Source organism: Streptomyces canus, assembly GCF_030816965.1.
In the GTDB taxonomy this organism is placed as follows: Bacteria; Actinomycetota; Actinomycetes; order Streptomycetales; family Streptomycetaceae; genus Streptomyces; species Streptomyces canus_E.
The window spans coordinates 9,741,490-9,766,704 of sequence record NZ_JAUSYQ010000002.1 but is presented as its reverse complement, the minus strand read 5'-3'; the positions used below and the strand labels follow the sequence as shown (position 1 = coordinate 9,766,704).

Below are 25,215 nucleotides of genomic sequence, written 5' to 3'. Positions count from 1 at the left end.
TGACATTCACTTCGTGGTAGGGACGTCGGCGGCGTGCGGGGGTGCTGACCGCGGTGACGGCCTTGACGGCAACGCTCCTGACCGGACTGGGCACCGCCGGGACGGCGCAGGCCGCCGCCGTGGACACGAACGCGTCGTACGTGCTGGTCAACCGTGGCAGCGGCAAGGCGCTCGACGTGGCCGGCGCCGCGGCCCCGCCGCCCGCTGCGTGCACGCACGATCCGGGCTGCGCGTTCGGCCTTGGCCGTGCCGCATCCCCACCACGGCAGCCCATGGACGGGCTGCGGTCGTCGTCGAGCGGGGTCGCGCAGGCGCGCCCCCGCTCGGCCCTGCACCCGGTGATCAGGCACGTACCGGCCGGAGAGCCGTGGAACAGAAGCGGACCTACGCTGGAAGCTGCGGTCGGGAACCAGCCCTGACGGGCAGAGCTGTCCGGACGGAGGCGTAGCCGTGGACATGGCCGACAAGCAGCATGCCCCCGCTGCCGCGCTTGTGGTGGGTCCGGACGGCGTAGTGAGCGCCTGGAGCGAAAGCGGGCGGCTGCTGCTGGGCTGGACGGCGGCGGACACCGTCGGCCGCCCCGTGACCGACCTGCTGGCCGCTCCCCCACCACCCGGTTTCCCCGAGAGTCACGTCGGCGGCCCCGATGACACAGGGCTCGTCTCCCTGCGGCACCGGGACGGTTCCACGGTGGACGTCTTGGTGTCGGCTCACCCGCTGGTCGGCGCCGACGGCCGGGCACTGGGCCACGCGGTGACCGTCCAACGCTGGGAGCGCCGCCCGGTGATCGCCGACCTGGCCTTCGAGCAGAGCCCCTTCGCTCTCGGCGTCTACGACCCTGAACTGCGGTTTCTGTGGATCAACGCGTCCTCGGGCCGGGTGATCGCGCACTCCGAGGAGCAACTGCTCGGTAAGAAGTACCGCGAGGTGTTTCCCGAATTCGACCGCGACCTGTTCCCCGAAAGGGACGACAAGCCCTACACCGACCAGCTCTCCGAAGTGGCGAGGACGGGCAAGCCCGCACGTCTCATCACCGTCTTCCAGCCGCTCGGCAGTAACTACGCCAACGCCTGGGCCACCAGCATCTGGCCCGTCCGGGATGCCGAGGGCAGGGTGCGCGCGGTCGCCAACTGGGGATTCGACATGAGCGCGGAGTACTGGGCCAGGCAGCGCCTGCTCATGCTCAACGAGGCCAGCCGCGGCATCGGCCGGACACTCGACGTGCTCGGCACCGCCCAGGAACTGGCCAGGACCTCCGTGCCGAGATTCGTCGACCTCGTCACCGTGGATCTCTTCGACGAGGTGCTGCGCGGAGAGGAACCGCCCCTCTCCCCCGCCTCCGACTCCGGCGGAGCCGTCGCGCTCAGCCGCGCCGCCCAGCACAGCACGAAGTGTGACACCGGCCGGGCTCCCGGGTCCCCGATGCCGGTCAGTCACGCGCCCGGTTCCGTCGCCGTCCGCTGCATGACCACCGGCAGGTCCACGGTTCAGCTCGCCGCCGAGCCGGGCGAGGGCGGCGAATGGGCCTTCGGGCCCGGGCTCGCCGCCGACCCGGCCCACTGGCCGCCGGGCAACCCGTTGATCGACGAGTCGATCGCCGCGGAGGGACTGACCGGCCGGATCACCGTGCCGCTCCGGGCCCGCGGCGCGTTGCTCGGCGTGGTCGCGTTCTCGCGCAGCGACCGGCCCGAGGCCTTCACCGCCGACGACCTGATCCTCGCCGAAGAGCTGACCGCCAAGGCAGCCGTCGCCATCGACAACGCCCGCCGGTACTCGCGCGAGCGCACGACCGCGCTGACCCTGCAACGCAGTCTGCTGCTGCAGCGGCTGCCGAACCAGGAGGCACTGGAGGTGGCATCCCGCTATCTGCCCGCCGGGACCGGGGCGGAAGTGGGGGGTGACTGGTTCGACGTCATTCCGCTCTCCGGTGCCCGGGTCGCCCTCGTCGTCGGCGATGTGGTCGGTCACGGCCTGCACGCCTCGGCGAGCATGGGCCGGTTGCGTACGGCGGTGCGCACGCTCGCCGACGTGGACCTGCCGCCGGACGAGTTGCTGACCCACCTGGACGACCTGGTCATCCACCTCGCCAGCGACCTCCAGCCCGCCGGCCGCTTCCAGCCGACCGGCGAGTTCGGGGCCACCTGCCTGTACACCGTCTACGACCCGGTCTCCCGCCGCTTCACACTGGCGAGCGCAGGTCATCCGCTGCCGCTCGTCATCTCCCCGGACGGCACCAGGACCCCGGCACCCGCACAGCCGGGACCACCGCTCGGCATCGGAGGGCTGCCCTTCGAGGCCACCGAGCTCGAGTTGCCCGAGGGCAGCCTGCTCGCCCTCTACACCGACGGACTGGTGGAGAGCCGCGAGCGCGACGTCGACGAGGGGATCGCCGAACTCCTGCGGGTCCTGAACCAGTCGGCGACCTCACTGGAGGACCTCTGCGACACGGTGCTGGACGCCATGCTTCCCGAACGCCGCACCGACGACGCCGCGCTGCTGCTCGCTCGCACCCACGCGCTGGATCCCCAGCATGTCGCCGACTGGGCCGTCCTACCCGACCCCGCGCAGGTGCCGCGCGCCAGGAAGTTCGCCCTCGACCAGCTGGAGGCCTGGGGTCTGGAGGAGGCGTCGTTCGTCACCGAGCTGGTCGTCAGCGAGCTGGTCACCAACGCCATCAGATACGGCGGGCCCCCGATCAGGCTGCGGCTGATTCGCGACTCCTCCCTGATCTGCGAGGTCTCCGACGCCAGCGACACCGCACCGCACATGCGCCGGGCGCGCGCCTTCGACGAGGGCGGCCGGGGCCTGCTGCTCGTCGCCCAGCTCACCCAGGGGTGGGGTACCCGGCACACCACCGAAGGCAAGACGATCTGGTGCGCGCAGACTCTCCCCGAGCCCTGGCCGCGACGAAATCCGGGCGCTGACATCCGAGTCCGACAGCCCCGATGAGCCGGCCCTGCGCCGGCGGACGCCTTCCAGCGCGGCATCCAGCCGCGGACAGCGCCGGCACGCCGACGGGACCGCCGTCCAACCATGTTTGGCAGTCCTGGAACGGCGGCTCCGACCAGAAGGGGACCACTCTGACCGCCGGATGACCCCCGCCCGCGGGATCTTGCCCTGGCACGTCGGTCAACTCCCCGTGACAGCACAGGCGGTGCCGTTGAGGGTGTAGGAGCCCGGCGCGGCTGTGTCGCCGGTGTGGACGGCCTGGAAGCCGATGCCCACGGACGCGCCCGGGGCGATGGTGGCGTTGTGGGAGAGGTTCCTGGCCGTCACCTGGCCGGAGGCGGCCGAGTAGTCCGCGTTCCAGCCGGAGGTGATGGCCTGGCCGCCGGGCAGGGTGAAGACCAGGGACCAGCCGTCGATCGCCGTGGTGCCGGTGTTGGTGAGGGTGATGTTCGAGGTCAGGCCGCTGTTCCAGGCGCTGATGGTGTCGGTGACCCGGCAGGTGGCAGGGTCCGGTGACGGGTTGGAGGCCTGGAACTGCGTGAAGAACTTCCACACCTCTCCCGGCAGCCAGGTCCTGCCGCTGTCACCCGGGGCCCCGTCCTGTGGAGCGGCGATGTGTCCTTCGTCGAACGCGGCCCAGGCGACCGGATGCCCGGCCGAGCAGCCCGAGTAGGTGGTGACCCGGTGCGTCAGGCTGCCCTGCGCGGGCTCGGGCGGGTTCTGGGGGGTGCAGCCGTTGTTCCTGACGAACCTGTCCCGCATCGCCCGTCCGCCGGAGATGCCGAGGACATTGTCCCTGAGGCCGTGCACGCCGAGGTAGGCGATGGGCTGGGTCCCGCCGCTGCATCCGCTCAGCTGCCCCCCGCTCTGCACCGCGACAGCGCGGAAGACCGTCGCGCGGGCACACGCGAGGGCGTACGACATGGCAGCGCCGTAGCTGAATCCCAGAGCGAAGCGCTGGGTCGTGTCGACGCACAGGTCCGCCTCGACCCGTCGGATCATGTCGTCGACGAAGGTGACGTCCTCCCCACCGGAGTTGGCCCAGCCGTTGTTGAGGCCTTGTGGTGCGACGAAGATGGCGCTGTTGTTCGCCAGTCGCTGGAGCCCGTAGTAGGCCCAGGTGCCCGTTTCCACCGTGCGGCCCGTGGCGACGTCGCCGGAGGTGCCGCCCAGCCAGTGGAACCCGAAGATCAGCCGGTGGGCATGGTTGCGGTCGTAGCCGTCCGGGATCCGCAGGATGAAGCTCCGGTTCTTGCCGCCGCTCTGGATCGTGTACGTACCGCTCGTCAGGGTGGGTGCCTTGCCGCAGCCGGAGCTCGCGACAGCGGTGCGCGAGGGCGCGGCCGTGCCGGAGGCCGTCAGCTGGGTGTCCTCGCCCTGTCCGCGGCCCAGTGCCGTACCGCCCATGCTCAGGACGACCAGCACCGCGACCACGGCGGGCCATAAGAGGGATCTTGTCCTTGTGATCACGCAACTCCCTTCTGTGGGCCGCGAGATGTGTCTCGCCGCCGGGCTATCGCGGTGCGGTCACCGTGGTGCCGGGGGTGAACTGCCACCAGTTCATGTTGAGCAGGTAGCCGCTGCCGCCGGTGAACCGCAGGTAGAGATCCTGGGTTGCCGTCGCGCCGCTGACCGGGCAGGTCACCGTCCTCCAGGTCTGCCAGCCGCCGGTGTTGGGTACACCGCAACGGCCCACGACCGTTCCGCTCGGGGAGCCCAGGCGCAGTTCGACGGTGCCGCCGCCGCTGCCCGAGGCCACGCGCGCGGTGAAGGAGGACGCGCCCGGCCCGAAGGCCACGCCCTTGACCTTGATGTAGTCGCCGTTGTCGATCCAGCCGACGTTCATTCCGCCTTCGGTGGACGGCTCGGTCTCGATCCCGGAACCCCAGGCGATGGTCTCGGCCTCCTGGCGTACATACGGATCGAGCGTGCCGGCCTGCGGGGCGCCCGTGTTCGTCATGGTGATCGTCGGGATCGTGCCGTCGGCGTTGTAGGAGAACCTCTCCACCGCGACCGAGCGGGTGAAGCCGCCGCCGCCCGGCAACGCGCCGTTGTGGTAGAAGAAGTACGAGTTGCCCTTGAAGTCCACGATCCCTGGGTGGTTGGTGAAGCTGCTGCCCTGTGTGGGCATGACTGTCCCGCGGTACGTCCACGGCCCCGTCGGGCCGGGCGCCGTCGAGTAGGCGATGAACTCCGAGCAGCACTTGGCCGCGAAGACCAAGTAGTACAGGCCGTTCCGCTTGTAGACCCACGGTCCCTCTTCGTACAGGGTGGGGCGGTTGGGGTCGCCGGTGCGGGTGCCGAACCCGGCGGTGGTGAGGGGGATCCTGGTGGGGCTGCCCGAGTAGGAGGTCATGTCGGTGTTCAGCCTGACGTACGTCAGGTTCGGGTTGCCCCAGTACAGATAGGCCTGGCCGTCGTCGTCGATGAAGACGGTCGGATCGATCTCACCGTTCTCCACCAGGGGGTGGCCGAGGGCGTCCCGGAACGGTCCGGTGGGGCTGTCGGACACCGCCACGCCGATGGCCATCCGGCCGGTCGCCCGGTTCGTCACCGGCACGTACCAGTAGAACCGGCCGTTGCGCTGCACGGCCTGTCCCGCCCACGCGTCGGAGGATGCCCAGCTGAAGGTGGTCAGGCTGAGCGGGGAGGCGTGGTCGGTCCAGTTGACCATGTCGGCGGAGGACCACACCCTCCAGTCCTTCATGGTGAAGTAGGTGGAGCCGTCCTCGTCGTGCCCGGTGTAGAGGTAGACCCGCCCGTTGTACACCAGCGGGGCCGGATCGGCGGTGTAGATGTGCTGCACGATCGGGTTGTCGGCCCTGGCCGCGGTGGGCTGCACCGCGGCGGGAACGACGGCGAACGCCAGCAGGAGACTCACCACCCAGGCGGCGGCCCGGGTGATCCTCGTGCCGGTGTCGGGTAACGGTCGAACCGTGCTCATGATGGCCTCCGGTGGACGGCGACTGACGGCTGAGCTGTTGGGCGGCGCGCGACGCCTCTCAGGCGCGGTTCCACTTCTGGCCCGCCTGCCCGTTGCAGCTCCACAGGACCAGCGGGGTGCCGTTGGCGGTGCCGGACCCGTTGGCGTCGAGACACAACCCGGCGTGGACGTTGCGGATCGTCCCGTCGGAGCCGACGGTCCACTTCTGGTTGTCCTGGCCGTTGCAGGACCAGGTGATGACCCGGGTGCCGTTGGCGGTGCCCTGGTTGTAGGCGTCCAGGCACTTGTCGCCGAATACGCGGATCTCACCGCCTGCCCATGTGGTCCACAGCTGGTTGGCGGCCGTGTGGCAGTCCCAGATGAGTGCCGTGGCCCCGGCCGCGGTGGAGGCGTTGTCCACGTCCACGCAGCGGCCGGAGGCGCTGCCGCGCAGACGCGAGGTGGTGGCGGCGAGCGGGCTGCCACCGCTCACCCGGAACACGGCCACGCCATGCGCGGGGAGGCTCGCCGAGATCTGCCCGGACGTGCTGGACGTGCCGCTGGTCCACAGGTCGGTGAGGGTGAACTGCCCGCCGGACAGGCCGACTTGCGCGGCCGTGGTCGTGACCGTCGCCGTGCCGCCTGACCGGTTGAACAGGCCCACCGCGACCGAGCCGTCGGACAGGGGCTTGGCGAACACCTCGGTGTCTCCGTCGTCGCGCACCCTGCGCCCTCCCGCGCCCAGCGAATCCTGGTTCACCGCCAGCAGACGGGGGTTGCGCAGGATCGCGCTCACGTCGGCGGACATGGTGCGGATGTCGTTGCCGGCCATGAGCGGTGCGCTCAGCAGCGCCCACAGGGCGAAGTGGGAGCGGGACTCGGTCAGTGACAGGCCGGGACGGCCGACGACCAGCATGTCGGGGTCGTTCCAGTGCCCTGGACCCGACTGCGCCGCCAGCGGCGCGGTGACGTCCAGGACGTTGCCGACGCCCATCGGATAGCTGTTGGTGTTGCCGTTCTGCCAGATGTCGAGCAGGTCCTCGGTCGTCCGCCACAGGTCGGCGACCTCGCCCCAGTTGTACGTGGCGCCGGTGATGGCGTGGAAGCTGTTGGGGTTGATGCTGTAGACGATCGGCCGCCCGGTGGCGCGCAGGGCGTCGCGCATGAGCGTGAAACGCGCGACCTGCTCGTCACGGGTACCGCTCGATGAACACCAGTCGTACTTGAGGTAGTCGACGCCCCAGGAGGCGAACGTGGCGGCGTCCTGGTTCTCGTGTCCCCTGCTCCCCGTCGACCCGGGATAGGCGCCGCTGGTCTGCGCGCAGGTGCGTTCGCCCGGCACCTGGTAAATGCCGAACTTCAGGCCCTTGCTGTGGATGTAGTCCCCGAGGGCCTTCATCCCGCTCGGGAACTTGGTCGGATTGGCCCGCAGGTTGCCCGTCGCGTCACGCTGGGGGTCGAACCAGCAGTCGTCCACCACCACGTACCGGTAGCCGGCCTCGCGCATGCCCGAGGACACCATCGCGTCGGCGGCCTGCCGGACCTGCGCCTCGGTGACCCCGCATCCGAAGCTGTTCCAGCTGTTCCAGCCCAGCGGTGGCGTGAGTGCCGGGCTGCCGGGCGCGGCGGTGGCGGTGCTGTGAACCGCGGCCGTGACGGTCGCGGTGACCGTGAGCACGGCGGCCGCGAAGATGCGAAGCAGTCGTCTGCCCGATCGTCTGGGCACGGTGGGCTCCTTTCGGGTGGGCTCCCTCGACTGGACGGCAGGCAACGTAGACAGTGGATGACTGCGACACATCCAGCGATCTATGGCGGGTACATGACACTCAAGGTCGTTCGAAATTTCGATGCCTTTTCGGATCGCCGCCGCCACGGATATTAGGCAGGCTGTTCAGCTTGTCAACCCCGTCGACCGTTCGAATGTCCTGGGTTCAGCCCAAGGCAATCACCGCAGAGCAGCGAAACATTTCGGTGAATCGAACGAATCATGCGAGACATATTGACGGGAGCTCTCCACCCCCTACGATCCAGGATGCTCCCCAGTCGACTACCGTTCGCGATCTCGAACACCACGGGATCCCCCACCGAGCCAACCATCACCCACAGAGGGAACGGCATTGGATATGTCATGCTCTCGTCAACAACCCTTGGGCCGCCGCCGAGCTTTGACCCTCGGCGCCGGCCTGGTCACCGGTGCCTGCCTGCCGCCGGCCGGAGCCTTGGGGGCCGCCGCAGCCGCTCCCTCCCAGGAGTCGCCCTTCGCGGCTGCCCCGGCATACACGAACCCGGTCATCTGGCAGGACTTCGCGGACATCGACGTCATCCGCGTCGGCGCCACCTACTACGCCTCCGCCTCGACGATGCACTACTCGCCCGGGGCACCCGTCCTGCGCTCGTACGACCTGGTGAACTGGGAGTTCGCCGGTCACTCCGTGCCTGTTCTCGACTTCGGCGCCAAGTACGACCTGAACGGTGCGCGTGGCTACGTCCGGGGCGTCTGGGCGTCGTCGCTGGCCTACCGGCCGAGCAACAGGACCTTCTACTGGCTCGGTCAGATCGACTTCGCCAGGACGTACATCTACACCGCCACCGCCGTCGAGGGACCGTGGAGCCGACTGACGACGATCAGCACCCCGTACTACGACGCGGGACTGCTCGTCGACACCGACGACACCCTGTACGTGGCGTACGGGAACACCACCATCAGCGTGGCCCAGCTCTCGCCCGACGGGCGCAACCAGGTCCGCACGCAGCAGGTCTTCACCACGCCGTCGAGCGTCGGCACCCTTGAGGGCTCCCGCTTCTACAGGATCAACGGGCAGTACTACATCTTCCTGACCCGCCCGGCCAACGGCCAGTACATCCTGAAATCGTCGGGCGGCCCCTTCGGTCCCTACACGATGCGGCAGGTCCTCCTCGACCTGCGCGGGCCGATCCCCGGCGGCGGCGTCCCGCACCAGGGCGGGCTGGTCCAGACGCAGAGCGGCGCCTGGTACTACCTGGCCTTCGTGGACGCGTACCCCGGCGGCCGGATGCCTGCCCTGGCGCCGGTCACCTGGACCCCGGACGGCTGGCCCGTCGTCCAACTCGTGAACGGCGCATGGGGCACGTCGTATCCCAGCCCGACCGTGCCCCCTCCGCCCCGCCAGGTCACCCCGATGACCGGCGTCGACACCTTCGACGGTACGAGCCTCAAGCCGAGGTGGGAATGGAACCACAACCCGGACAACACCAAGTGGTCCGTCGACAACGGACTGACCCTGCGGACCGCGACCGTCACCAATGACCTGTACTGGGCCCGCAACACCCTCACGCACCGCATCCAGGGTCCCGCCTCCACCGCCACGGCCCAGCTCGACTTCTCGTCGATGCGGGACGGCGACCGGGCCGGACTCGCGCTGCTGCGTGACTCCTCCGCATGGATCGGTGTCAAGCGCGACGGCGGCGTGACACGGGTTGCGATGGTCAACGGGCTGACCATGGACGGCAACTGGAACACCACCGGCACCGGCACCGAGGTCGCGAGCGCCGCCGTCTCCGGCGGCCGCGTCTGGCTGCGCGCGAGCGCGGACATCCGCCCCGGCTCGGCACGCCCCGGCACCTTCTCCTACAGCACCGACGGCGCGAACTTCATCCGCCTCGGCCCCGACTTCTCCCTGGGCAACGACTGGCGGTTCTTCATGGGCTACCGATTCGCCCTCTTCAACCACGCCACCCAGGCACTCGGCGGATCGGTCCGCGTCCTGCGGTTCGAGCTGTCGACGCCCTGATCCGGTCCCCTCGACCGCACCACCCAACCCCCCGCCCATCGCAGAGGAGAACCATGAACCCGCTCACGCGGCTCGGCCGTCGCCGAGCCTCGGTGTTCACCCTGCTGGCCGTCGGCGCCCTGATGACGCCGGCGGCCGCGACCGCCGCACCCGACGCCGTCCGCGCCTCCACCCTGGGGGCCCAAGCGGCCCAGTCGGGACGGTACTTCGGGACCGCGGTGGCCGCCGGACGGCTCGACGACGGCACGTACACCGGGATCCTGGACCGCGAGTTCAACTCGGTCACGCCCGAGAACGAGATGAAGTGGGACACCACCGAGCGCTCCCGTGGCTCGTTCGACTTCGGCCCCGGCGACCGGATCGCCAACCGGGCCACGGCACGCGGGCAGCGCCTGCGCGGACACACCCTGGTCTGGCACCAGCAACTGCCCGGCTGGGTCAGCTCCATCAGGGACGCCAACACCCTGCGCGGCGTGATGACCCATCACATCACCCAGGTGATGAACCACTACAAGGGCAAGGTGTACGCCTGGGACGTGGTGAACGAGGCCTTCGCCGACGGAGGCAGCGGCCAGATGCGCAGCTCGGTCTTCCGGGACGTGCTGGGCACCGGCTTCATCGAGCAGGCATTCCGCACCGCACGGTCTGCCGACCCGGCGGCCAAGCTCTGCTACAACGACTACAACATCGAGAACTGGAGCGACGCCAAGACCCAGGGCGTCTACCGCATGGTGCGCGACTTCAAGGCGCGCGACGTGCCCATCGACTGCGTCGGCCTCCAGTCCCACTTCGGCGCCGGCGGACCGCCGTCGAGTTTCCAGACGACGCTGTCGAACTTCGCCGCTCTCGGCGTGGACGTCCAGATCACCGAGCTGGACATCGCGCAGGCACCCACAGCCGCGTACGCGAACACGGTGAGGGCCTGCATGAACGTGGCGCGCTGCACCGGCATCACCGTCTGGGGCATCCGCGACAGCGACTCCTGGCGCAGCGGTGAGAACCCGCTGCTGTTCGACCGGGGCGGCAACAAGAAGCCCGCCTATCAGTCGGCGCTCACGGCGCTGGGCGGCAGTGGCACGGCACAGCGGACAGGCGCCCCTTCGCCCCGGTCCGCCGCGGCACTCCCCTCCTCCTTCCGCTGGAGCTCGAGCGGTCCGCTGATCGCGCCCAAGCCGGACGCGACCCACAGGATCGCCGGGATCAAGGACCCGTCGGTCGTCTACTACAACGGCAAGTACCACGTGTTCGCGAGCACCGCCAGCTCCTCCGGGTACAACCTGGTGTACCTGAGCTTCAGTGACTGGTCGCAGGCCGGGTCGGCCACCCACCACTACCTCGACCGCACGGCCGTCGGCGCCGGGTACCGGGCTGCGCCCCAGGTCTTCTACAACACACAGCAGCGCCTGTGGTACCTCGTCTACCAGACCGGCAACGCCTCGTACTCCACCAACCCCGACATCAGCAACCCCAACGGGTGGAGCGCACCACGCAACTTCTACTCGTCGATGCCGGACATCATCCGGCAGAACATCGGCAACGGCTTCTGGGTCGACATGTGGGTGATCTGCGACAGCGCCAACTGCTACCTGTTCTCCTCCGACGACAACGGGCATCTGTACCGCTCCCAGACGACCGTCGGGCAGTTCCCGAACGGCTTCACCAACACCGTCATCGCGGCCCAGGACTCCAAGTTCGCCATGTTCGAAGCGAGCAACGTGTACAAGGTGCAGGGCAGCAACCAGTACCTGCTCCTCATCGAGGCCATCGGCTCGGACGGCCGACGCTACTTCCGCTCCTGGACCGCGAGCAGCCTCGCCGGCTCGTGGTCACCTCTGGCCGCATCCGAGGGCAACCCGTTCGCCAAGTCGAGCAACGTGACGTTCCCCGCCGGAACCTGGACCCGGGACATCAGTCACGGCGAGATGATCCGCGCGGGCTACGACCAGACGCTCACGATCCCGGCCTGCAAGCTGCAGTACTTGTATCAGGGCAAGGACCCCAACGCCGGCGGTGACTACGACAACCTGCCGTGGCGACTGGGCCTGCTCACCCAGACCAACTCGACCTGCTGACCGTATGGGCCCCGCCCCGCGTGCGGGGCCCGTACCCGCTCTCCCTCTACCGTCTCGTCATGGCACGGACCAGTTCACCCAGTCCGTCGAATCGCCCATCGAAGGTGTCACGGCTCGTAGGCGGGTCCCCGACGGGCCGGTGGACGTAGGCGGTCCGCAGCCCCTTCGCCTGCGCTCCGCGCAGGTCCCAGGCGTGGGCGGCCACCATGAGCACGCGGTCCGGTGCGCATCCGGCGGTGTCGAGGGCGAGTTGGTACACCTCCGGGGCCGGCTTGTAGGCCTGGACGGCTTCGGCGGACAGGGCCTGGTGCCAGCGGAGTCCGGCATGGGTGTTGAGCCGAAGCAGAGCGGTGTGTGCGGCGTTGGAGAGCCCGAGCACGGGGTAGCGCCGGGACAGCTGCTCGAGACCGACCAGGGAATCGCCCCAGGGAGGCAGCCGCTGCCCCGCCGTGGCCAGCCGACACACGGTCGGCGGATCGGTGATCTCGGCGCGGGCGGCGACCAGTTGAGCCGCCTCTGCGTCGATGACCGCGGTGTTGGCGTATACGCGGTCTCCTTGGCCGATGCGTTGCTGCTGTCGCTCGCCGTACCGCTGCCACAGAGCAAGCAGTTCGTCGACCTGCGCCTCGTCGGACGCGGGCACCGCTTCGCGGATCGCCGCTCGCAGCCCGCTCGGTTCGTCGACGAGGGTGCCGAGGACATCGAAGACGACGACCTCGACGTCGCGGATCACGGCCATGCGGACTCCCGTTCGCGCCGATGTCACCTGCTCGACCGGTGATGATTCTGCCACCCGGAATCATCACCGGTCAAGACGGTCACGCGGCTGGACGTGCCCCGGAGCCGGTCAGCCGTTGGCCAGGAGCTCCAGTGTGTCGATCACGCGGTTCGAGAAACCCCACTCGTTGTCGTACCAGGCGACGACCTTCACATGGCGGCCCTCCACGCGGGTCAGGGCCGAATCGAAGATCGACGAGGCGGGGTTGCCCGTGATGTCCGAGGAGACGAGCGGGTCCTCCGAGTACTCGAGGACGCCCGCGAGGGGCCCCTCGGCGGCGGAGCGGTAGGCCGCCAGTACGTCCTCGCGGGTCACGTCACGCGAGACGGTCGTGTTCAGCTCGACGAGGGAGCCGACGGGGACCGGGACGCGGATCGAGTCGCCGGACAACTTGCCGTCCAGGTTGGGCAGCACGAGGCCGATCGCCTTGGCGGCGCCGGTCGTCGTGGGCACGATGTTGACGCCGGCGGCACGGGCGCGACGGGCGTCGCGGTGCGGGCCGTCCTGGAGGTTCTGCTCCTGCGTGTAAGCGTGCACGGTCGTCATGAAGCCGTGCTCGATACCGGCGAGCTCGTCGAGCACCGAGGCGAGCGGTGCGAGCGCGTTGGTCGTGCACGAGGCGTTGGAGACGATCGTGTGCACGTCCGGGTCGTAGGCGTCGGTGTTGACCCCGTACGCCAGGGTGACGTCGGCGCCGTCCGAGGGTGCGCTGACGAGGACCTTCTTCGCGCCCGCGTCGAGGTGGGCGCGGGCGGCCTTGGCCGAGGTGAACCGCCCGGTGGCCTCCAGCACAATGTCGACGCCGAGTTCGGCCCACGGCAGCTGCGCCGGTTCACGCTCGGCGAGAACGGTGATGCGACGGCCGTCGACCACCAGGGTGTTCCCGTCGACGCTCACGGGACGGCCGAGTCGGCCGGCCGTGCTGTCGTAGGCGAGCAGCCTCGCGAGGGTGGCGGGCTCGGTGAGGTCGTTGACGGCGACGACCTCCAGGGCACTGTCGCGTTCGAGGAGCGCGCGCAGCACATTGCGTCCGATGCGGCCGAATCCGTTGATGGCGATGCGAGTCATGAATGGTGTCCCTTCCGTATGCCCACCAGGCTCGCGCGCGGCACCGACCACTGCCAGTGGCGCGATCGCCACGGTTCAAAAGGATCGCGCCACACCGACCGGGGAACGGGCCCCTCTGGGAAAGGATTGGACGGAGCAGTGCGTGGGCTTGTAGCTTGCAGCCGACCGCGACGCCGCCCGAGGAGGTGAGACCCATGAACGCTGTATCGATGTGGGTGCTCCCCCTTGCCGTCACGGTCGGGCGATTGACGTAGGTGTCGCCGGGAGCGCCTCCACAACAAGGCACTCCCGAAAGGCAACCTCTGTGCACTCTTCGCCATTCTCCGACGCCGGTCGCGCGCCCGTGTTCGACGTGATCATTGCCGGGTGCGGGCCGACCGGCGCGATGCTGGCCGCCGAACTTCGGCTGCACGACGTGCGGGTTCTCGTCCTGGAGAAGGAAACCGAGCCTGTGTCGTTCGTCCGCATCGTCGGTCTGCACATTCGCAGCCTTGAGCTGATGGCCATGCGCGGACTGCTGGACCGCATGCTCGAACACGGAAGGAAGCGCCCGGCGGCCGGATTCTTCGCCGCCATCGACAAACCCGCGCCCAAGGGCATGGATTCCGCGCACGCCTATCTGCTGGGCATCCCGCAGCCGGTGATCGAGCGTCTGCTCGAAGAGCATGCGACCCAACTGGGCGCGCAGGTCCGGCGCGGTTGTGCGGTGACCGGTTTCGAGCAGGACGCCGAGGGTGTGACCGTCGAGCTGGCCGACGGCGAACAGCTGCGTGCGCGCTGTCTCGTCGGCTGTGACGGCGGGCGCAGCACGGTGCGCAAACTGCTCGGCGTCGCCTTCCCCGGTGAGCCCTCGCGGACCGAGACGCTCATGGGCGAGATGGAAGTGGGCGTGCCGCAGGAGGAGATCGCCGCCAAGGTGAGCGAAATCGGCAGGACCAACAAGCGATTCTGGCTCCGCCCCTTCGGCGAAGGCGCATACAGCGTCGTAGTCCCCGCCGCGGGAGTCAGCGATCGCGCGGAACCGCCCACCCTCGAGGATTTCAGACAACAGCTGCGCGCTGTCGCCGGAACCGATTTCGGCGTGCACTCCCCGCGCTGGTTGTCCCGCTTCGGGGATGCCACCCGGCTGGCCGAACGCTATCGGGTGGGGCGGGTGCTGCTGGCCGGCGACGCGGCACACATCCATCCGCCCACCGGCGGGCAGGGTCTCAACCTGGGCGTTCAGGACGCCTTCAACCTCGGCTGGAAACTGGCCGCACAGATCCGCGGCTGGGCGCCGGAAACACTGCTGGACACCTACCAGGCCGAACGCCGTCCGGTCGCCGAGGACGTGCTGGACAACACCCGCGCCCAGATGGAACTGCACTCCACCGAACCGGGCCCGCAGGCCGTGCGCAGGCTGCTCACCGAACTGATGGACTTCGACGAGGTGAACCGCCATCTCATCGAGAAGATCACCGCGATCGGTATCCGCTACGACTTCGGCGAAGGCCCCGCCCTGCTCGGCCGCCGCCTGCCCGACACCGACGTGAAAGACGGCCGCCTCTACGGTCTGCTGCATCGCGGCCGCGGACTGCTGCTGGACCGCACCGCACGCCTGACCGTCGGCGGCTGGGCGGACCGGGTCGATCACCTCGCGGACCCCACTGCGGCACTGGATGTTCCCTGCGTCCTGTTGCGCCCCGACGGTCACGTCGCCTGGATCGGCGACGATCAGCAGGACCTGGACGCCCACCTCTCCCGCTGGTTCGGCAAGCCCGCCAAGTGATGTCGTCGGCCGGGTACAGGCGGCCGTGCGTTCGTCCACGGCCGCCTGTCGGACATCGGCGCTCAGGGCTACTCGCCCCGGGTGAAGGTGCGCCGGTACTCGCTCGGCGTCGTCCCCAGGATCCGCTGGAAGTGCATCCGCAGGTTCGCACCGGTGCCGAGCCCGACGTCGGTCGCGATCTGCTCGACACTGCGCTCCGAACGCTCCAGCAGCTCACGGGCCATGTCGATGCGGGCGCGCATGACCCACTGCATCGGCGTGTATCCGGTCTCCTCGACGAAGCGCCGCGAGAAGGTGCGCGGCGAGACCGCGGCCTGGCGCGCCAGGAGGTCGAGGGTGAGGGGTTCGTCGAGTCGGTGCAGGGCCCATTCCCGGGTGGCGGCGAAGCGCTCGCCGAGCGGCTCGGGCACGCTGCGCGGCACGTACTGCGCCTGACCGCCACTGCGGTAGGGGGCCGCCACCAGGCGTCGGGCCGCGTGGTTGGACGCGGCCACGCCGAGGTCGCCGCGCAGGATGTGCAGACACAGGTCGATGCCGGAGGCGGCGCCGGCCGACGTCAGCACCCTGCCCTCGTCGACGAACAGAACGTTCTCGTCGACCCGGACGAGCGGATGCTTCGCCGCGAGCGCCCTCGTGTAGTGCCAGTGCGTCGTGGCGCGTCTGCCGTCGAGCAGGCCGGTCGAGGCCAGCGCGAAGGCGCCGGTCGAGATGGCGGCCAGCCGCGTGCCCCGGCCGTGGGCGGCGACCAGCGCCTCGACGACGGCCGGCGGCGGGTCCTCGCGGTCCGGGAACCGGTAGCCGGGGATGAAGACGAGGTCCGCCCACGCGAGCGCCTCCAGGCCGTGGGCGACGTGGTACGACAGCCCGTCCCCACCGCTCACCAGCCCCGGGGCCGCCCCGCACAGCCGTACCTCGTACGGCATGCTCGCGCGGGTGGTGAACACCTGCGCGGGGATGCCCACGTCGAGTGGCTTGGCCCCTTCGAGGACGAGAACGGCGACACGGCGAAGGCGGGAAGCGGACACGGGGACAGGCTACGCAGAGGTCAGGCGTCCTCGATCGTCGCCGTGACGGGCGTGCCGATCTCGACCGTGCGGCTGACCGTGCACAGGCGGTCGTGGGAGGTCTTCACCGCCCGGGGCAGGATGGTGCGGGCCCGGTCCGCGCCCTCGCCGTCGGGGAAGGTGACGGTGAAGGTGACCGCGAGGTCTGTCAGCCGGTTGCCGAGCTCGTCGTTGATCTTGTTGCCGCTCACCTCTACGGAGAAGGTGGTGGGCTCGGCGTGGCGGCTGGTGGCGAGGTCGACGTCCACCGCCGTGCAGCCGCCGAGCGCCGCGAGGAGCAGTTCGACCGGGGTGAACTCGCTGTCGGAGCCGGTGCCGAAGCTGATCGTGCCGCCGCGGGTGTTGGTGGCGACGAAGTGGCCGGTACTGGTGCGCTCGACGGTGACGGACCGCGCGGTGTTTTCGCTCATGCCGAGGACATTAGTCCGGGCTGCCGAGCGGTGCCTGCGGGCCCGGCACCTTGCCACGTGATCGAGGCAGGCGCGGACCGCCCGTTGCACTTCCTCGGCCGTCCGTGGGCGCACGACCGCGGCGGGGCTGCCATGGGGTGCCCATTCGGCCTCGTCGCGCGCGTACCCGTCGGTGACGGCGGGGTCGGTGAGCACGCGCCCTTCGGGCAGGTCACGGTGCAGACGTGACGCGATCCGGGTGCGGTCACCACTCGGCCTCCAGCGCTTCCACCAGCCGGGAGACGGCGCTCAGGTCGGGCAGGCTGCGCAACTTGGCCACGGCCTCGCGGCTGCCGAACGCACGCTGCTCGGCCGTCATCGCCGGATCGGCCGCGCAATCGGCCTGTACGTACACGTAGTTGAGGTCTGTCGCGAAGAGCATCGAGAACGCGTCCAGGTTCTTGATCACCGCGCGGCCCCCGGCGTCCCGGTAGGCGCGCACCAGGCGCCGTGCCGCTTCGGCGTCGAAGCGGTTGCCGCCCGACCACACGTGGACGGCACGGGCCAGTTCACGCTTCGCCGAGACGGGCCCGGCGTTGTCCCAGTCGAGCAGGACCGGTCCGTCGGGGCCGACGAGGACGTTCTGGGGCCGCATGTCGAGATGGGAGGTCACCACGTCACCGGGGGACGACGGCGAGACATGCCGCGCCAGCTCGACGGCTGTCGTGGCGACGAACCGCCTCAGCTCCCCCGCCCAGGGCAGGCCGGCCCGCTCCACCTTCCCCAGCAGTTCGGCCCAGTCGGACTGCGGGTTGCACCGTTCGTACCAGCCACTCGGTGTCCCGCTCGCGCCCTCTCCCGCCCTGTGCAGGATGGCGAGCGTACGGCCGCACCAGCTCAGGGTCTCCGGGTCCGACGGGTCGGCCGCGGTGCCGTCGACCCAGTCGTACAGCTTCACGTAGGAACCCTCGGGGAGCCGTACGACGTGGGCGCCGGTGCGGTCGGGCATGAGACGTGGCGCGGAGATGCCCAGCGTCTCCGCCGCGTCGCGCAGGGCGGACTCGGCGCCGACGTCCGGCTCGTCCTTCTCGAAGAGCAGTTCCTTCACCGCCCAGGCGGTGCCGTTCCCGGACAGTTTCCAGATCTGTCCCAGGGCGCCGCGGGCGACGGGCGTCATCGTCCAGTCCCCCGTGCCGAGCGCATAGGTGTCCGCGAGGAACTCGCCCGTGTTCCGCATGCAACTCCCCGCTTCGGCCGCGCAGTTGATCACAGCCTATCCGCAACAGCCCGACGTCTCGGCCGAGCCGGTTCCCAGACGGCAGAAGCAGGACGCCTCGACCGGTACGTCGGCGAGCGCGGCGGCGATCCGCAGGGACGGGAGTCGATTCTGCCCGAAGAAGGGTCTTTTGGCGCGTGAGAGCCGATCTGTCGCACGGACGAACGCAGGTGCCGGAGAGGGGACTTGTGAAACCGTCAGTCCTCTCTCCGGCACCGGCCGGGCGGCGCTAAGCCGTCACACACGGAAGATCTCGAGGAAACTGCTCCAGAAGCCCTTCTTGGCAGGCTTCTGCGTCGCGGGCGCGGGGACGCGTGCCGCGGGGGCGGGCTGCTGGACGACGGCCGGGCGGGGCGCGGTGGAGGACCCGTACGCCGAGGCCATCCGGGTGGCCGGGGTGGGGCTGAACTGGACGGGGAGGGTGGCCAGGGCGCGGTGGAACGGGCCGGGACGCCACTCCAGTTTCTGGGCCGGGACGCTCAGGACCAGGTCGGGCAGGGCGTTGAGGATCAGCTCGATGGCAGTGACCGCGATGACCTGGGCCGGGCTCTTGGCCGGGCAGGCATGCGGGCCCGCGCCCCAGGCGAGGTGGGCCCCGCGGCTGTGGGCCTGGCCCGAGGAGGTGAGCACCGGGTCGCTGTTGGCTCCGGCGAAGCTGATGACCAGGGGGGAGTTCGCCTGAACCACCACTCCACCGAGGTCGACGTCCTGCACCGGGAAGTGCGTCGCGTAGTTAGCGATCGGCGGGTTGTTGAGCAGGACGTGGTCGAGGGCGTCCTCGATCTGCATGCTCGGCCCGTTGTCGCCCTCCCGGTCGAGGAGCAACAGGAGGGAGTTGGCGATGAGGTTGCGCTCGGGCTCCACGCCGGCGCCGACCAGCATCACCAGCTGGTCCTTGAGCTCCTCGTCGCTGAGGCCCGCGGGGTGCTGGACCAGCCAGGAGGTGATGTCGTCGCCGGGTTCGCGGCGCTTGAGGGAGACCAGCTCCATGAAGCAGGCGGTGAGTTCGTCGCTGGCGCGCAGCGCGTCCTTGCCGTCGAACATGTCGGCCATCGCGCTCGTGACGCGGTCGCCGATGGCGGCGGGGCAGCCGAAGAGCTTGTTGATCATCAGCAGCGGCAGCAGCTTGGCGTAGTCGTTGATCAGGTCCGCCCGGCCCCGCTCGCTGAACTGGTCGATGAGGTAGGCGGCGATCGGTTCGACGTCGCGGCGGATGCGGGTGACGTTGAGGCGGTCGAGGCTCTCGGTGACCGCCTTGCGCAGCCGGAGGTGCTGGGCGCCGTCGGTGAACAGGCAGTTGGGCCGGTAGGCCATCATCGGCAGCACGGGGCTGTCGAGGGGCACGCGGCCGTCATTGAGGGCGGTCCAGCGGCGGCCGTCGCGCGCGAACAGGGAGGGGTTCTGGAGCACGCGCAGAGCCGTCTCGTGGTCGACGACCAGGGTGGCGTCGACGCCGGGGGCCAGTTCCACCGGGCCCGCGGGTCCGTGCGCCCGGAGGTAGTCGTAGACCTTCTGCGGGTCTGCGGCGAAGGAGCCGTCGTACATGGGGCATCTGGCCGCACCGGTGGCGGCCGTGTCGTGAACGTCCATGTCTGTGTCCTTTGGTGGCCCGGACCGTGCGGTCCGGGCGGGGGGTGGTGGTTCAGGCGGCGCGGTCGAGGAGGTGACGCACGAGGGCGATCAGGGCGCGGGCGGAGGAGCGCTGGTCGCGGGCGTCGCAGTAGATGACGGGGGTGTCCGGAAGCAGGTCGAGGGCTTCGCGGATCTCGTCCTCCTCGAAGTGGCTGGTCTGCGAGAAGGTGTTGACGGCGATCGCGTACTCGAGGCCGTACTCGTCGATCAGGTCGATGACCGGGAAGGTCTCCTCCAGGCGTGAGGGGTCGACCAGGAGCAGGGCGCCGAGCGCACCGCGGGCCATGTCCTCCCACAGCTGCATGAAGCGCTGCTGGCCGGGGGTGCCGAACAGGTACAGCACCAGCTCGTCGCTCAGGGTCAGCCGGCCGAAGTCCAGCGCCACGGTGGTGGTCGCCTTCTCCGGCGCCCCGCGCAGGTCGTCGACGTGCGTGGACGCCTGGGTCATCTTCTCCTCGGTGCGCAGCGGAGTGATCTCCGACAGAGACCCGATGAAGGTCGTCTTGCCCACGGCGAAGTGTCCGACCACCAGGATCTTCGCGGCGGTGGTCACCTCGGCGGACACGTAGATGGAGCCGTTCGCCCCGGGGTCAGCCGATGTTGAGGGTTTCGAGTCCATGCAGAACCTTCTCGAGTATCGCTCGGGGAACGTGCTGGGCGGGGGCCGGTTCAGCGCGACGCAGGAGGTGCCCCTGCTCGAATAAATCGGACAGCAGCAGTCGGGCCACGCCGACCGGCAGTCCCAGATGACCGGCGACTTCGGCGACCGACAGGTAGCCGCCCGAACAGAGCTCCCAGATGGCCCGTACCTCGGGTCCGGCCCCGAGCGGCAGGGTCCGGTCGGGGGCCAGGCACACCAGCGTGTGCAGGGCCAGGTCGTCGTCGGAGGGGAGACGACGGCCGCCCGTGATGACGTAGGAGCGGACGAAGTCGCTGGTTACCGGAGCGTCCTCGCCAGGCCAGGTCATGCGTCTACGCCGGTGTTCTGGCGCGGAGTGGCGCTCATCGCCTTGGTCAGCGCGCCCACCGTCTTCTGCATCCGGATCGACATGGCCTCCATGTCGACGTCCAGAGCGGTCGAGACGGCGAGGTAGGAGCCGCTGCCCCCGGCGATGAGGAAGATCCATCCGCCGTCGAACTCGATCAGTGTCTGCTTCCAGAGGCCCTTGCCGCCGCCGACGAAGGGGGCGACGCTGCGGCACAGGGACTGCAGGGAGCTCATCGCGGCGGCGTTGCGTTCCGCGTCGTCACGGACGATGCCGTCGGACCGCTGCATCAGCAGGCCGTCCGCCGAGACGAGGATGGCGTGGCGGGCTCCGCGCACCTCGAGCACGTCGTTCAGCACCCACGACAGATCGGGATTCACTGGTTCTGAGGTCCTTCCGTGTTGTCTGAGTCCCGCCCGAGCAGGGTTCCGCGAGCGAATGCCTTGAGCCGCGAGGCGGTCTCTTCGCCGGCCGCGTCCAGGTCGGGTACGTCCGCGCCGGGCGAGGCCACCACGGAGACGGAGCCGTTGCGCCGCCGACGGCGCTTGGGCAGGCCTCCGGCGGTCTGTCCGACGACGAGGGAGGCGACGGGGGCCGGCTTGGCCGCCGTGGGCTCGCCCTCGTGGTCGTCGAGTTCGACGGGTGCGGGTGCGGGCACGTCCGCCGTCAGAAGGTTCTCGGGCACCCGGATCACGGCACGCACACCGCCGTAGGGGGAGACCGCGTCGACGGAGACGTGGAACCCGTAGTGGGCGGCGAGCTTCCCGGAGAGGGCGAAGCCGAACTTGGGCGGGTCGCCGAGGCTCGTGATGTCCACGGATCCGCCGGTGGTCAGCAGAGACGCGGCGCGGGCCTTGGTCTCCTGGTCCATACCGAGACCGGCGTCGTCGACGATCAGGCATATCCCGGTGGGGACGGCCTGGATGTTGATCTCGACGGGGGTGCCGGGGGCGCTGTACTTGGTGGCGTTGTCGAGCAGTTCGGCCAGGACCATGGCGACCGGTTCGACCGCGCGGCTGGTGATCGCGACGCTGGCCTGCGAGTGGACCTTGACCCGCTCGAAGTCGCGGATCCGCCCCTGGGCGCTGCGGGCGACGTCGTACACCGAGGCGTCCCGGTCGCGCCGGCCGAGCCACCCGCCGCAGAGCACCGAGATGCCCTTGGTACGGCGGCTGAACTGGCTGCCGGTGTGGTCGACCAGCATCAGATCGCCGAGGACCGCGTGGTCGTCGCCGTACTTCTGCTGGAGGCCGTCGAGCAGGGCCAGCTGCTCCTCGGCCAGGGTCGCCAGGGTGCCGACGGCCGACTTCAGGGTCGCCTTCGTCGCCGACTCTGCGTCCCTGCGCACCTCTTCCAGATCCGCGGCGTGCCGCGCGCTCACCGACGAGTAGGTCGTCTGGAGCTCGGCGAGCTGACCTCGCACACTCGCCACGTCGCCGTGCAGTTTGTTGTTGTTCGCGCGGAGCTGGATGTTGGTTCTCCGTGCGCGCATCACTGCGAAAATCGCAGCGATGAGTACCACGAGCAGGACCCACAGGAGTGGATCTTCGAACAATGACGTCATGAGACTCTCTTCAAGTCGCCTCGCGTCGGGAGACTGACCATGCATGGGCCCCCGGAAATGCCCGCCACTGTGCGGCGCGGACCTTACCGGCGGACCAACCGTCACTCCTTCACGATGGGGCCGTTTTGGCTGTCCCCCGTACGCGCGTATGACGCGTCATCAGCCTACTGAAAAGTGTAATGATCTTATCAGCCGTCACGGTGTCAACAGGCATATCAGAGGCCACACTTGACGACTCTCCACAAAGATCCCGCAAAGGCCTCATCGACCACCGTCAGCGGTCGCCGCCGCCCGCGCTCGGCACCTCGTGCGGGTTCGGAGCCGGCTGTACGTCCTGTCCTCGTCCTGTCACCGTTCCGTTCATGATCAACGCGCGCAGCCTACCAAGGCTGCGCGAACGCTCTCCGACCCCTCGGTGAAAACTCGTTTGCGGCCGCCGGTCCCGCCCCGGACCCTTGCCTCATGCCCTATCTCCTGCGCGCCGCCGCGCCCACCGACGCGCCGGCCGTCACCGAGTTGCTCAACGAGATCGACCGGATCGAAATCGGGCGGCCCGAGACCGATCTGCACACGGTGGAGTCCGATCTGGGACAGCCCGAGACCGACCTCGACCGCGACTCCTGGCTGGCCTTCGACGGAGCCCGCCTGGTGGCGTACGCCCTGGTATGGGACGACTCGAAGGGCGAGCGCATCAGCGCCGACCACTATGTGCTGCCCGACCACCAGCAGGCCGGTGGACTCCTCCTGGAGGCGATCGAAACCAGGGCGCTGGAGAAGGCCCGCGCGAACGGCGCCTCGAAGGCCGTACTCCATCTGCACCTCAACTCGGCGCCCACGACCGACCTCACGCTGATACGGGCGCGAGGCTGGTCTGTCGTACGGCGCTATCACGTACTGGAGCGGGCACTGCGCAGGAGCGAGGACCTGCCGCCCGAGCCGCCCGCGGGGGTGCGGGTGCGGACCTGCGCCGGCGAGGCGGACCGGAAGCAGACCCACGCCCTCTACCAGGCCACGTTCGCCGAGCACTTCGACTTCCAGCCGCGCGCCTACGAGCGGTGGCTCTACGACATCCAGGCCGATCGGCTCGACTGGTCCCTGGTGTGGCTCGTCTCCACCGAGGACCTCGGGGACGTCGGCTTCCTGATCGCCCGCGACGACCGCGAGGCCATCGGGTGGATCCGGAGCCTCGGCGTCGTCCGCGAGGCCCGCGGCCGGGGCCTCGGCGGACTTCTGCTGCGACAGGCGTTCGCGGCGTTCGCGGCCCGGGGGCGGGGCACCGTGGGCCTCGGCGTGGACACCGAAAATGCCACCGGCGCCCCCGAGTTGTACGCCCGCAACGGAATGTCGGTCCATTACGCCGTCGACACCTGGGAAATCGTGGTGAGTTGAATCCCGGTGGCTGCGGGAGACCGCTATTGGTCATTTCCGTGCAGCAATGCGCAGACAAAGTCCTCCTGAAGTACGCGCATTTTCCGCAGCCCTTTCTCGTCGGCGGACCGGGTGATCTGGGCGGTGACCGAGAACGTCAGTGAACGGCGGCCGTCGGGGGTGGCCGCGATCAACTGGGTATAGCCGAGCGTGTTGCCGGTGTGGCCCAGGACGACGCCGCATCGCGTCTCGTAGCGGAAGAGGGCAAGACCCGCGGAGTTGCGGCCCGGCCCGGCGGGCTCGGACGCGCCCTTGACCCACTGCCGCTGCTGCTGGACGACTTTCCTGCCGTAGAGCCGTCCGCCCGCGTAACCCCGGATGAAGCGGGTCATGTCGTTGGGCGTGGAGACGATGCCTCCGGAGGCCCAGACGCCCGACATGCCGATGACCTCGCTGACGTCCTCCGGGGACGCCGACGGGCTCACGTCATAGCCGTGCAGGTAGGGCTTCGGCATCCGGTACCCCTGCGGGAGACTGGTGGAGCGCAGGCTCAGCGGTGCGTAGGCGCGTTGGCGCAGGAGTTCTTCGTACGGTGTGTGGGTCGCCGCCTCCGCCATGAGTGCTACGGCGATGTTGTCCGAGTTCGAGTAGCGGTACCGCGTGCCCGGCTTGAAGAGCAGAGGTTGGTCGGCGATGTAGTCGAGCAGGCGCCGGGAGTCGAAGTGGTGGCGCGGGTCGGCCCGTAGTTCGTCGAGGAACCCTGCGCTCCGGGAGTAGTCCGGCAGACCGCTGGTGTGGCTCAGGAGTTGACGAAGCGTCACTGATCCCCAGGCGTCCGGGAGTTGGGGCAGGCGCTTGCGCAGGGTGTCGTCCAGGCGCAGGGTGCGGTGGTCTACCAGGGTGAGGGCGACCGCTCCGCTGAAGGCCTTGGCCGTGCTCGCGATGCGCATGTGGTCGTCGGGGCGGGGGGAGCGGCGCGTACGGATGTCGGCGACGCCCGCCCGCACGATTCGGGTCCCCTTCTCGGTCCGCAGGACGGCGATGGCTCCGGGCGGGCCGCCGGGGCGGCGCACGAAGTCGTCGAGCTGACGCTGAAGCGTCTGGTTGCCCGAGGCGTCGGCGGCGGTACAGCCCATCGCCGGGGACAGCGCGGCCAGGCAGACCGCGAGGGCGGACGCCGCTCGCAGGCGGGATCGGCGTAGAGGCAACGGAGGCTCCCGGGGGTGGGACGTCATGACCCGTCAAGCCTCACCGGCAGCCACGGTCTCCTGCTTCCCGTGCTGCTGCATACGGACCAGTGGCGGGGGCACCGAGTGGGCCGTGAATTCGCCCCGCCGGGATCAGCGGTCGCCCTTGTTCAGCTTAGTTTGCGGGTACAACGGCATCTCCCGGGCGGCCGCCGGGGGGTACGGTCCGATTCGGTTTCCCGGACCAGGAATGGCTCACGTCAATTTTCGAGGGCGGGACGATCGGCGACCTGTACGGCCGCAAGAAGACCTGGCTCGCCAGGCGCTCACCGGTGTGGGCACGGCCGCGCTGCTCCCGTCGCCCTTCGGCCTCGGACTGACGCTCCCGGGGAGATCCTGACCGCCGTGGCCATCCGGCCTC

Annotated in this window: 20 protein-coding genes; 6 read left to right on the top strand and 14 right to left on the bottom strand. The window is 69.6% G+C overall.

Annotated features, from left to right (window positions below):
- Positions 1-62: 62 nt before the first annotated feature.
- The gene (locus QF027_RS45660) at positions 63-419 is read left to right on the top strand and encodes a hypothetical protein (protein ID WP_306986853.1); all 357 of its coding nucleotides are present in this window, start codon (positions 63-65) and stop codon (positions 417-419) included.
- Between the two features lie 37 nt (positions 420-456).
- A complete protein-coding gene (locus QF027_RS45655; protein ID WP_306972956.1) occupies positions 457-2,949 on the top strand; it encodes a SpoIIE family protein phosphatase in 2,493 nt (830 codons plus the stop codon).
- A gap of 180 nt (positions 2,950-3,129) precedes the next feature.
- Here QF027_RS45655 and QF027_RS45650 read toward each other — a convergent pair whose 3' ends face one another.
- From QF027_RS45650 to QF027_RS45640, 3 genes are all read right to left on the bottom strand, one after another.
- The gene (locus QF027_RS45650) at positions 3,130-4,374 is read right to left on the bottom strand and encodes a cellulose binding domain-containing protein (RefSeq protein ID WP_307081423.1); all 1,245 of its coding nucleotides are present in this window, start codon (positions 4,372-4,374) and stop codon (positions 3,130-3,132) included.
- A gap of 88 nt (positions 4,375-4,462) precedes the next feature.
- On the bottom strand, positions 4,463-5,893 hold the full coding sequence (locus QF027_RS45645; RefSeq protein WP_307081421.1) for a glycoside hydrolase family 43 protein: 1,431 nt from the start codon (positions 5,891-5,893) through the stop codon (positions 4,463-4,465).
- A gap of 58 nt (positions 5,894-5,951) precedes the next feature.
- Complete coding sequence (locus QF027_RS45640) at positions 5,952-7,598, bottom strand: glycoside hydrolase family 27 protein (RefSeq protein WP_307081419.1); 1,647 nt, start codon at positions 7,596-7,598, stop codon at positions 5,952-5,954.
- A 397-nt stretch (positions 7,599-7,995) separates the two neighbouring features.
- Here QF027_RS45640 and QF027_RS45635 point away from each other — a divergent pair, with 397 nt between their 5' ends.
- Both QF027_RS45635 and QF027_RS45630 read left to right on the top strand, forming a co-directional pair.
- Positions 7,996-9,642, top strand: a complete 1,647-nt coding sequence (locus QF027_RS45635) for a glycoside hydrolase family 43 protein (RefSeq protein ID WP_307081417.1) — start codon at positions 7,996-7,998, stop codon at positions 9,640-9,642.
- A gap of 53 nt (positions 9,643-9,695) precedes the next feature.
- Complete coding sequence (locus QF027_RS45630) at positions 9,696-11,714, top strand: non-reducing end alpha-L-arabinofuranosidase family hydrolase (protein ID WP_307081415.1); 2,019 nt, start codon at positions 9,696-9,698, stop codon at positions 11,712-11,714.
- A gap of 46 nt (positions 11,715-11,760) precedes the next feature.
- Here QF027_RS45630 and QF027_RS45625 read toward each other — a convergent pair whose 3' ends face one another.
- Positions 11,761-12,453: a haloacid dehalogenase type II gene (locus tag QF027_RS45625; RefSeq protein WP_307081414.1), complete on the bottom strand. Its 693-nt coding sequence runs from the start codon at positions 12,451-12,453 to the stop codon at positions 11,761-11,763.
- Positions 12,454-12,561: 108 nt separating this feature from the next.
- The gene (gene gap / locus QF027_RS45620) at positions 12,562-13,560 is read right to left on the bottom strand and encodes a type I glyceraldehyde-3-phosphate dehydrogenase (protein ID WP_307081412.1); all 999 of its coding nucleotides are present in this window, start codon (positions 13,558-13,560) and stop codon (positions 12,562-12,564) included.
- Between the two features lie 304 nt (positions 13,561-13,864).
- Here gap and rox point away from each other — a divergent pair, with 304 nt between their 5' ends.
- The gene (gene rox, locus QF027_RS45615) at positions 13,865-15,328 is read left to right on the top strand and encodes a rifampin monooxygenase (protein WP_307081410.1); all 1,464 of its coding nucleotides are present in this window, start codon (positions 13,865-13,867) and stop codon (positions 15,326-15,328) included.
- A gap of 68 nt (positions 15,329-15,396) precedes the next feature.
- Here the strand turns inward: rox and QF027_RS45610 are convergent, their stop codons facing one another.
- The 8 genes from QF027_RS45610 to QF027_RS45570 all read right to left on the bottom strand — a co-directional run bounded on the left by QF027_RS45610 (position 15,397) and on the right by QF027_RS45570 (position 22,239).
- On the bottom strand, positions 15,397-16,353 hold the full coding sequence (locus QF027_RS45610) for a GlxA family transcriptional regulator (RefSeq protein WP_306972965.1): 957 nt from the start codon (positions 16,351-16,353) through the stop codon (positions 15,397-15,399).
- A gap of 20 nt (positions 16,354-16,373) precedes the next feature.
- The gene (locus QF027_RS45605) at positions 16,374-16,802 is read right to left on the bottom strand and encodes an OsmC family protein (RefSeq protein WP_306972966.1); all 429 of its coding nucleotides are present in this window, start codon (positions 16,800-16,802) and stop codon (positions 16,374-16,376) included.
- A 244-nt stretch (positions 16,803-17,046) separates the two neighbouring features.
- Positions 17,047-18,018, bottom strand: a complete 972-nt coding sequence (locus tag QF027_RS45595) for a phosphotransferase enzyme family protein (RefSeq protein ID WP_307081408.1) — start codon at positions 18,016-18,018, stop codon at positions 17,047-17,049.
- A 276-nt stretch (positions 18,019-18,294) separates the two neighbouring features.
- On the bottom strand, positions 18,295-19,647 hold the full coding sequence (locus QF027_RS45590; protein ID WP_306972968.1) for a cytochrome P450: 1,353 nt from the start codon (positions 19,645-19,647) through the stop codon (positions 18,295-18,297).
- Between the two features lie 52 nt (positions 19,648-19,699).
- Complete coding sequence (locus QF027_RS45585) at positions 19,700-20,308, bottom strand: GTP-binding protein (protein WP_306972969.1); 609 nt, start codon at positions 20,306-20,308, stop codon at positions 19,700-19,702.
- Positions 20,280-20,657, bottom strand: coding sequence for a DUF742 domain-containing protein (locus QF027_RS45580; RefSeq protein WP_007386762.1), 378 nt, complete (start codon positions 20,655-20,657; stop codon positions 20,280-20,282). The genes QF027_RS45585 and QF027_RS45580 overlap by 29 nt, the downstream gene beginning before the upstream one ends.
- Complete coding sequence (locus QF027_RS45575; protein ID WP_007386761.1) at positions 20,654-21,055, bottom strand: roadblock/LC7 domain-containing protein; 402 nt, start codon at positions 21,053-21,055, stop codon at positions 20,654-20,656. Before QF027_RS45575 ends, QF027_RS45580 begins: the two co-directional genes overlap by 4 nt.
- A complete protein-coding gene (locus tag QF027_RS45570) occupies positions 21,052-22,239 on the bottom strand; it encodes an ATP-binding protein (RefSeq protein WP_306972970.1) in 1,188 nt (395 codons plus the stop codon). The genes QF027_RS45575 and QF027_RS45570 overlap by 4 nt, the downstream gene beginning before the upstream one ends.
- A gap of 462 nt (positions 22,240-22,701) precedes the next feature.
- Between QF027_RS45570 and QF027_RS45565 the strand changes: the two genes are divergently transcribed.
- Positions 22,702-23,628, top strand: a complete 927-nt coding sequence (locus QF027_RS45565) for a GNAT family N-acetyltransferase (protein WP_307081406.1) — start codon at positions 22,702-22,704, stop codon at positions 23,626-23,628.
- Between the two features lie 23 nt (positions 23,629-23,651).
- On the opposite strand, the gene QF027_RS45560 is transcribed toward QF027_RS45565, so the two are convergent.
- The gene (locus QF027_RS45560) at positions 23,652-24,842 is read right to left on the bottom strand and encodes a serine hydrolase domain-containing protein (RefSeq protein ID WP_373432480.1); all 1,191 of its coding nucleotides are present in this window, start codon (positions 24,840-24,842) and stop codon (positions 23,652-23,654) included.
- Positions 24,843-25,215 lie beyond the last annotated feature (373 nt).

Excerpts from the sequence above, each read along its gene's own strand:
- QF027_RS45655 (WP_306972956.1), top strand. The coding sequence starts at position 457 with ATGGCCGACAAGCAGCATGCCCCCGCTGCCGCGCTTGTGGTGGGTCCG.
- QF027_RS45645 (WP_307081421.1), bottom strand. The coding sequence starts at position 5,893 with ATGAGCACGGTTCGACCGTTACCCGACACCGGCACGAGGATCACCCGG.
- QF027_RS45635 (WP_307081417.1), top strand. The coding sequence starts at position 7,996 with ATGTCATGCTCTCGTCAACAACCCTTGGGCCGCCGCCGAGCTTTGACC.
- QF027_RS45630 (WP_307081415.1), top strand. The coding sequence starts at position 9,696 with ATGAACCCGCTCACGCGGCTCGGCCGTCGCCGAGCCTCGGTGTTCACC.
- QF027_RS45625 (WP_307081414.1), bottom strand. The coding sequence starts at position 12,453 with ATGGCCGTGATCCGCGACGTCGAGGTCGTCGTCTTCGATGTCCTCGGC.
- gap (WP_307081412.1), bottom strand. The coding sequence starts at position 13,560 with ATGACTCGCATCGCCATCAACGGATTCGGCCGCATCGGACGCAATGTG.
- QF027_RS45605 (WP_306972966.1), bottom strand. The coding sequence starts at position 16,802 with ATGAGCGAAAACACCGCGCGGTCCGTCACCGTCGAGCGCACCAGTACC.
- QF027_RS45595 (WP_307081408.1), bottom strand. The coding sequence starts at position 18,018 with ATGCGGAACACGGGCGAGTTCCTCGCGGACACCTATGCGCTCGGCACG.
- QF027_RS45590 (WP_306972968.1), bottom strand. The coding sequence starts at position 19,647 with ATGGACGTTCACGACACGGCCGCCACCGGTGCGGCCAGATGCCCCATG.
- QF027_RS45585 (WP_306972969.1), bottom strand. The coding sequence starts at position 20,308 with ATGGACTCGAAACCCTCAACATCGGCTGACCCCGGGGCGAACGGCTCC.
- QF027_RS45580 (WP_007386762.1), bottom strand. The coding sequence starts at position 20,657 with ATGACCTGGCCTGGCGAGGACGCTCCGGTAACCAGCGACTTCGTCCGC.
- QF027_RS45570 (WP_306972970.1), bottom strand. The coding sequence starts at position 22,239 with ATGACGTCATTGTTCGAAGATCCACTCCTGTGGGTCCTGCTCGTGGTA.
- QF027_RS45565 (WP_307081406.1), top strand. The coding sequence starts at position 22,702 with ATGCCCTATCTCCTGCGCGCCGCCGCGCCCACCGACGCGCCGGCCGTC.
- QF027_RS45560 (WP_373432480.1), bottom strand. The coding sequence starts at position 24,842 with ATGACGTCCCACCCCCGGGAGCCTCCGTTGCCTCTACGCCGATCCCGC.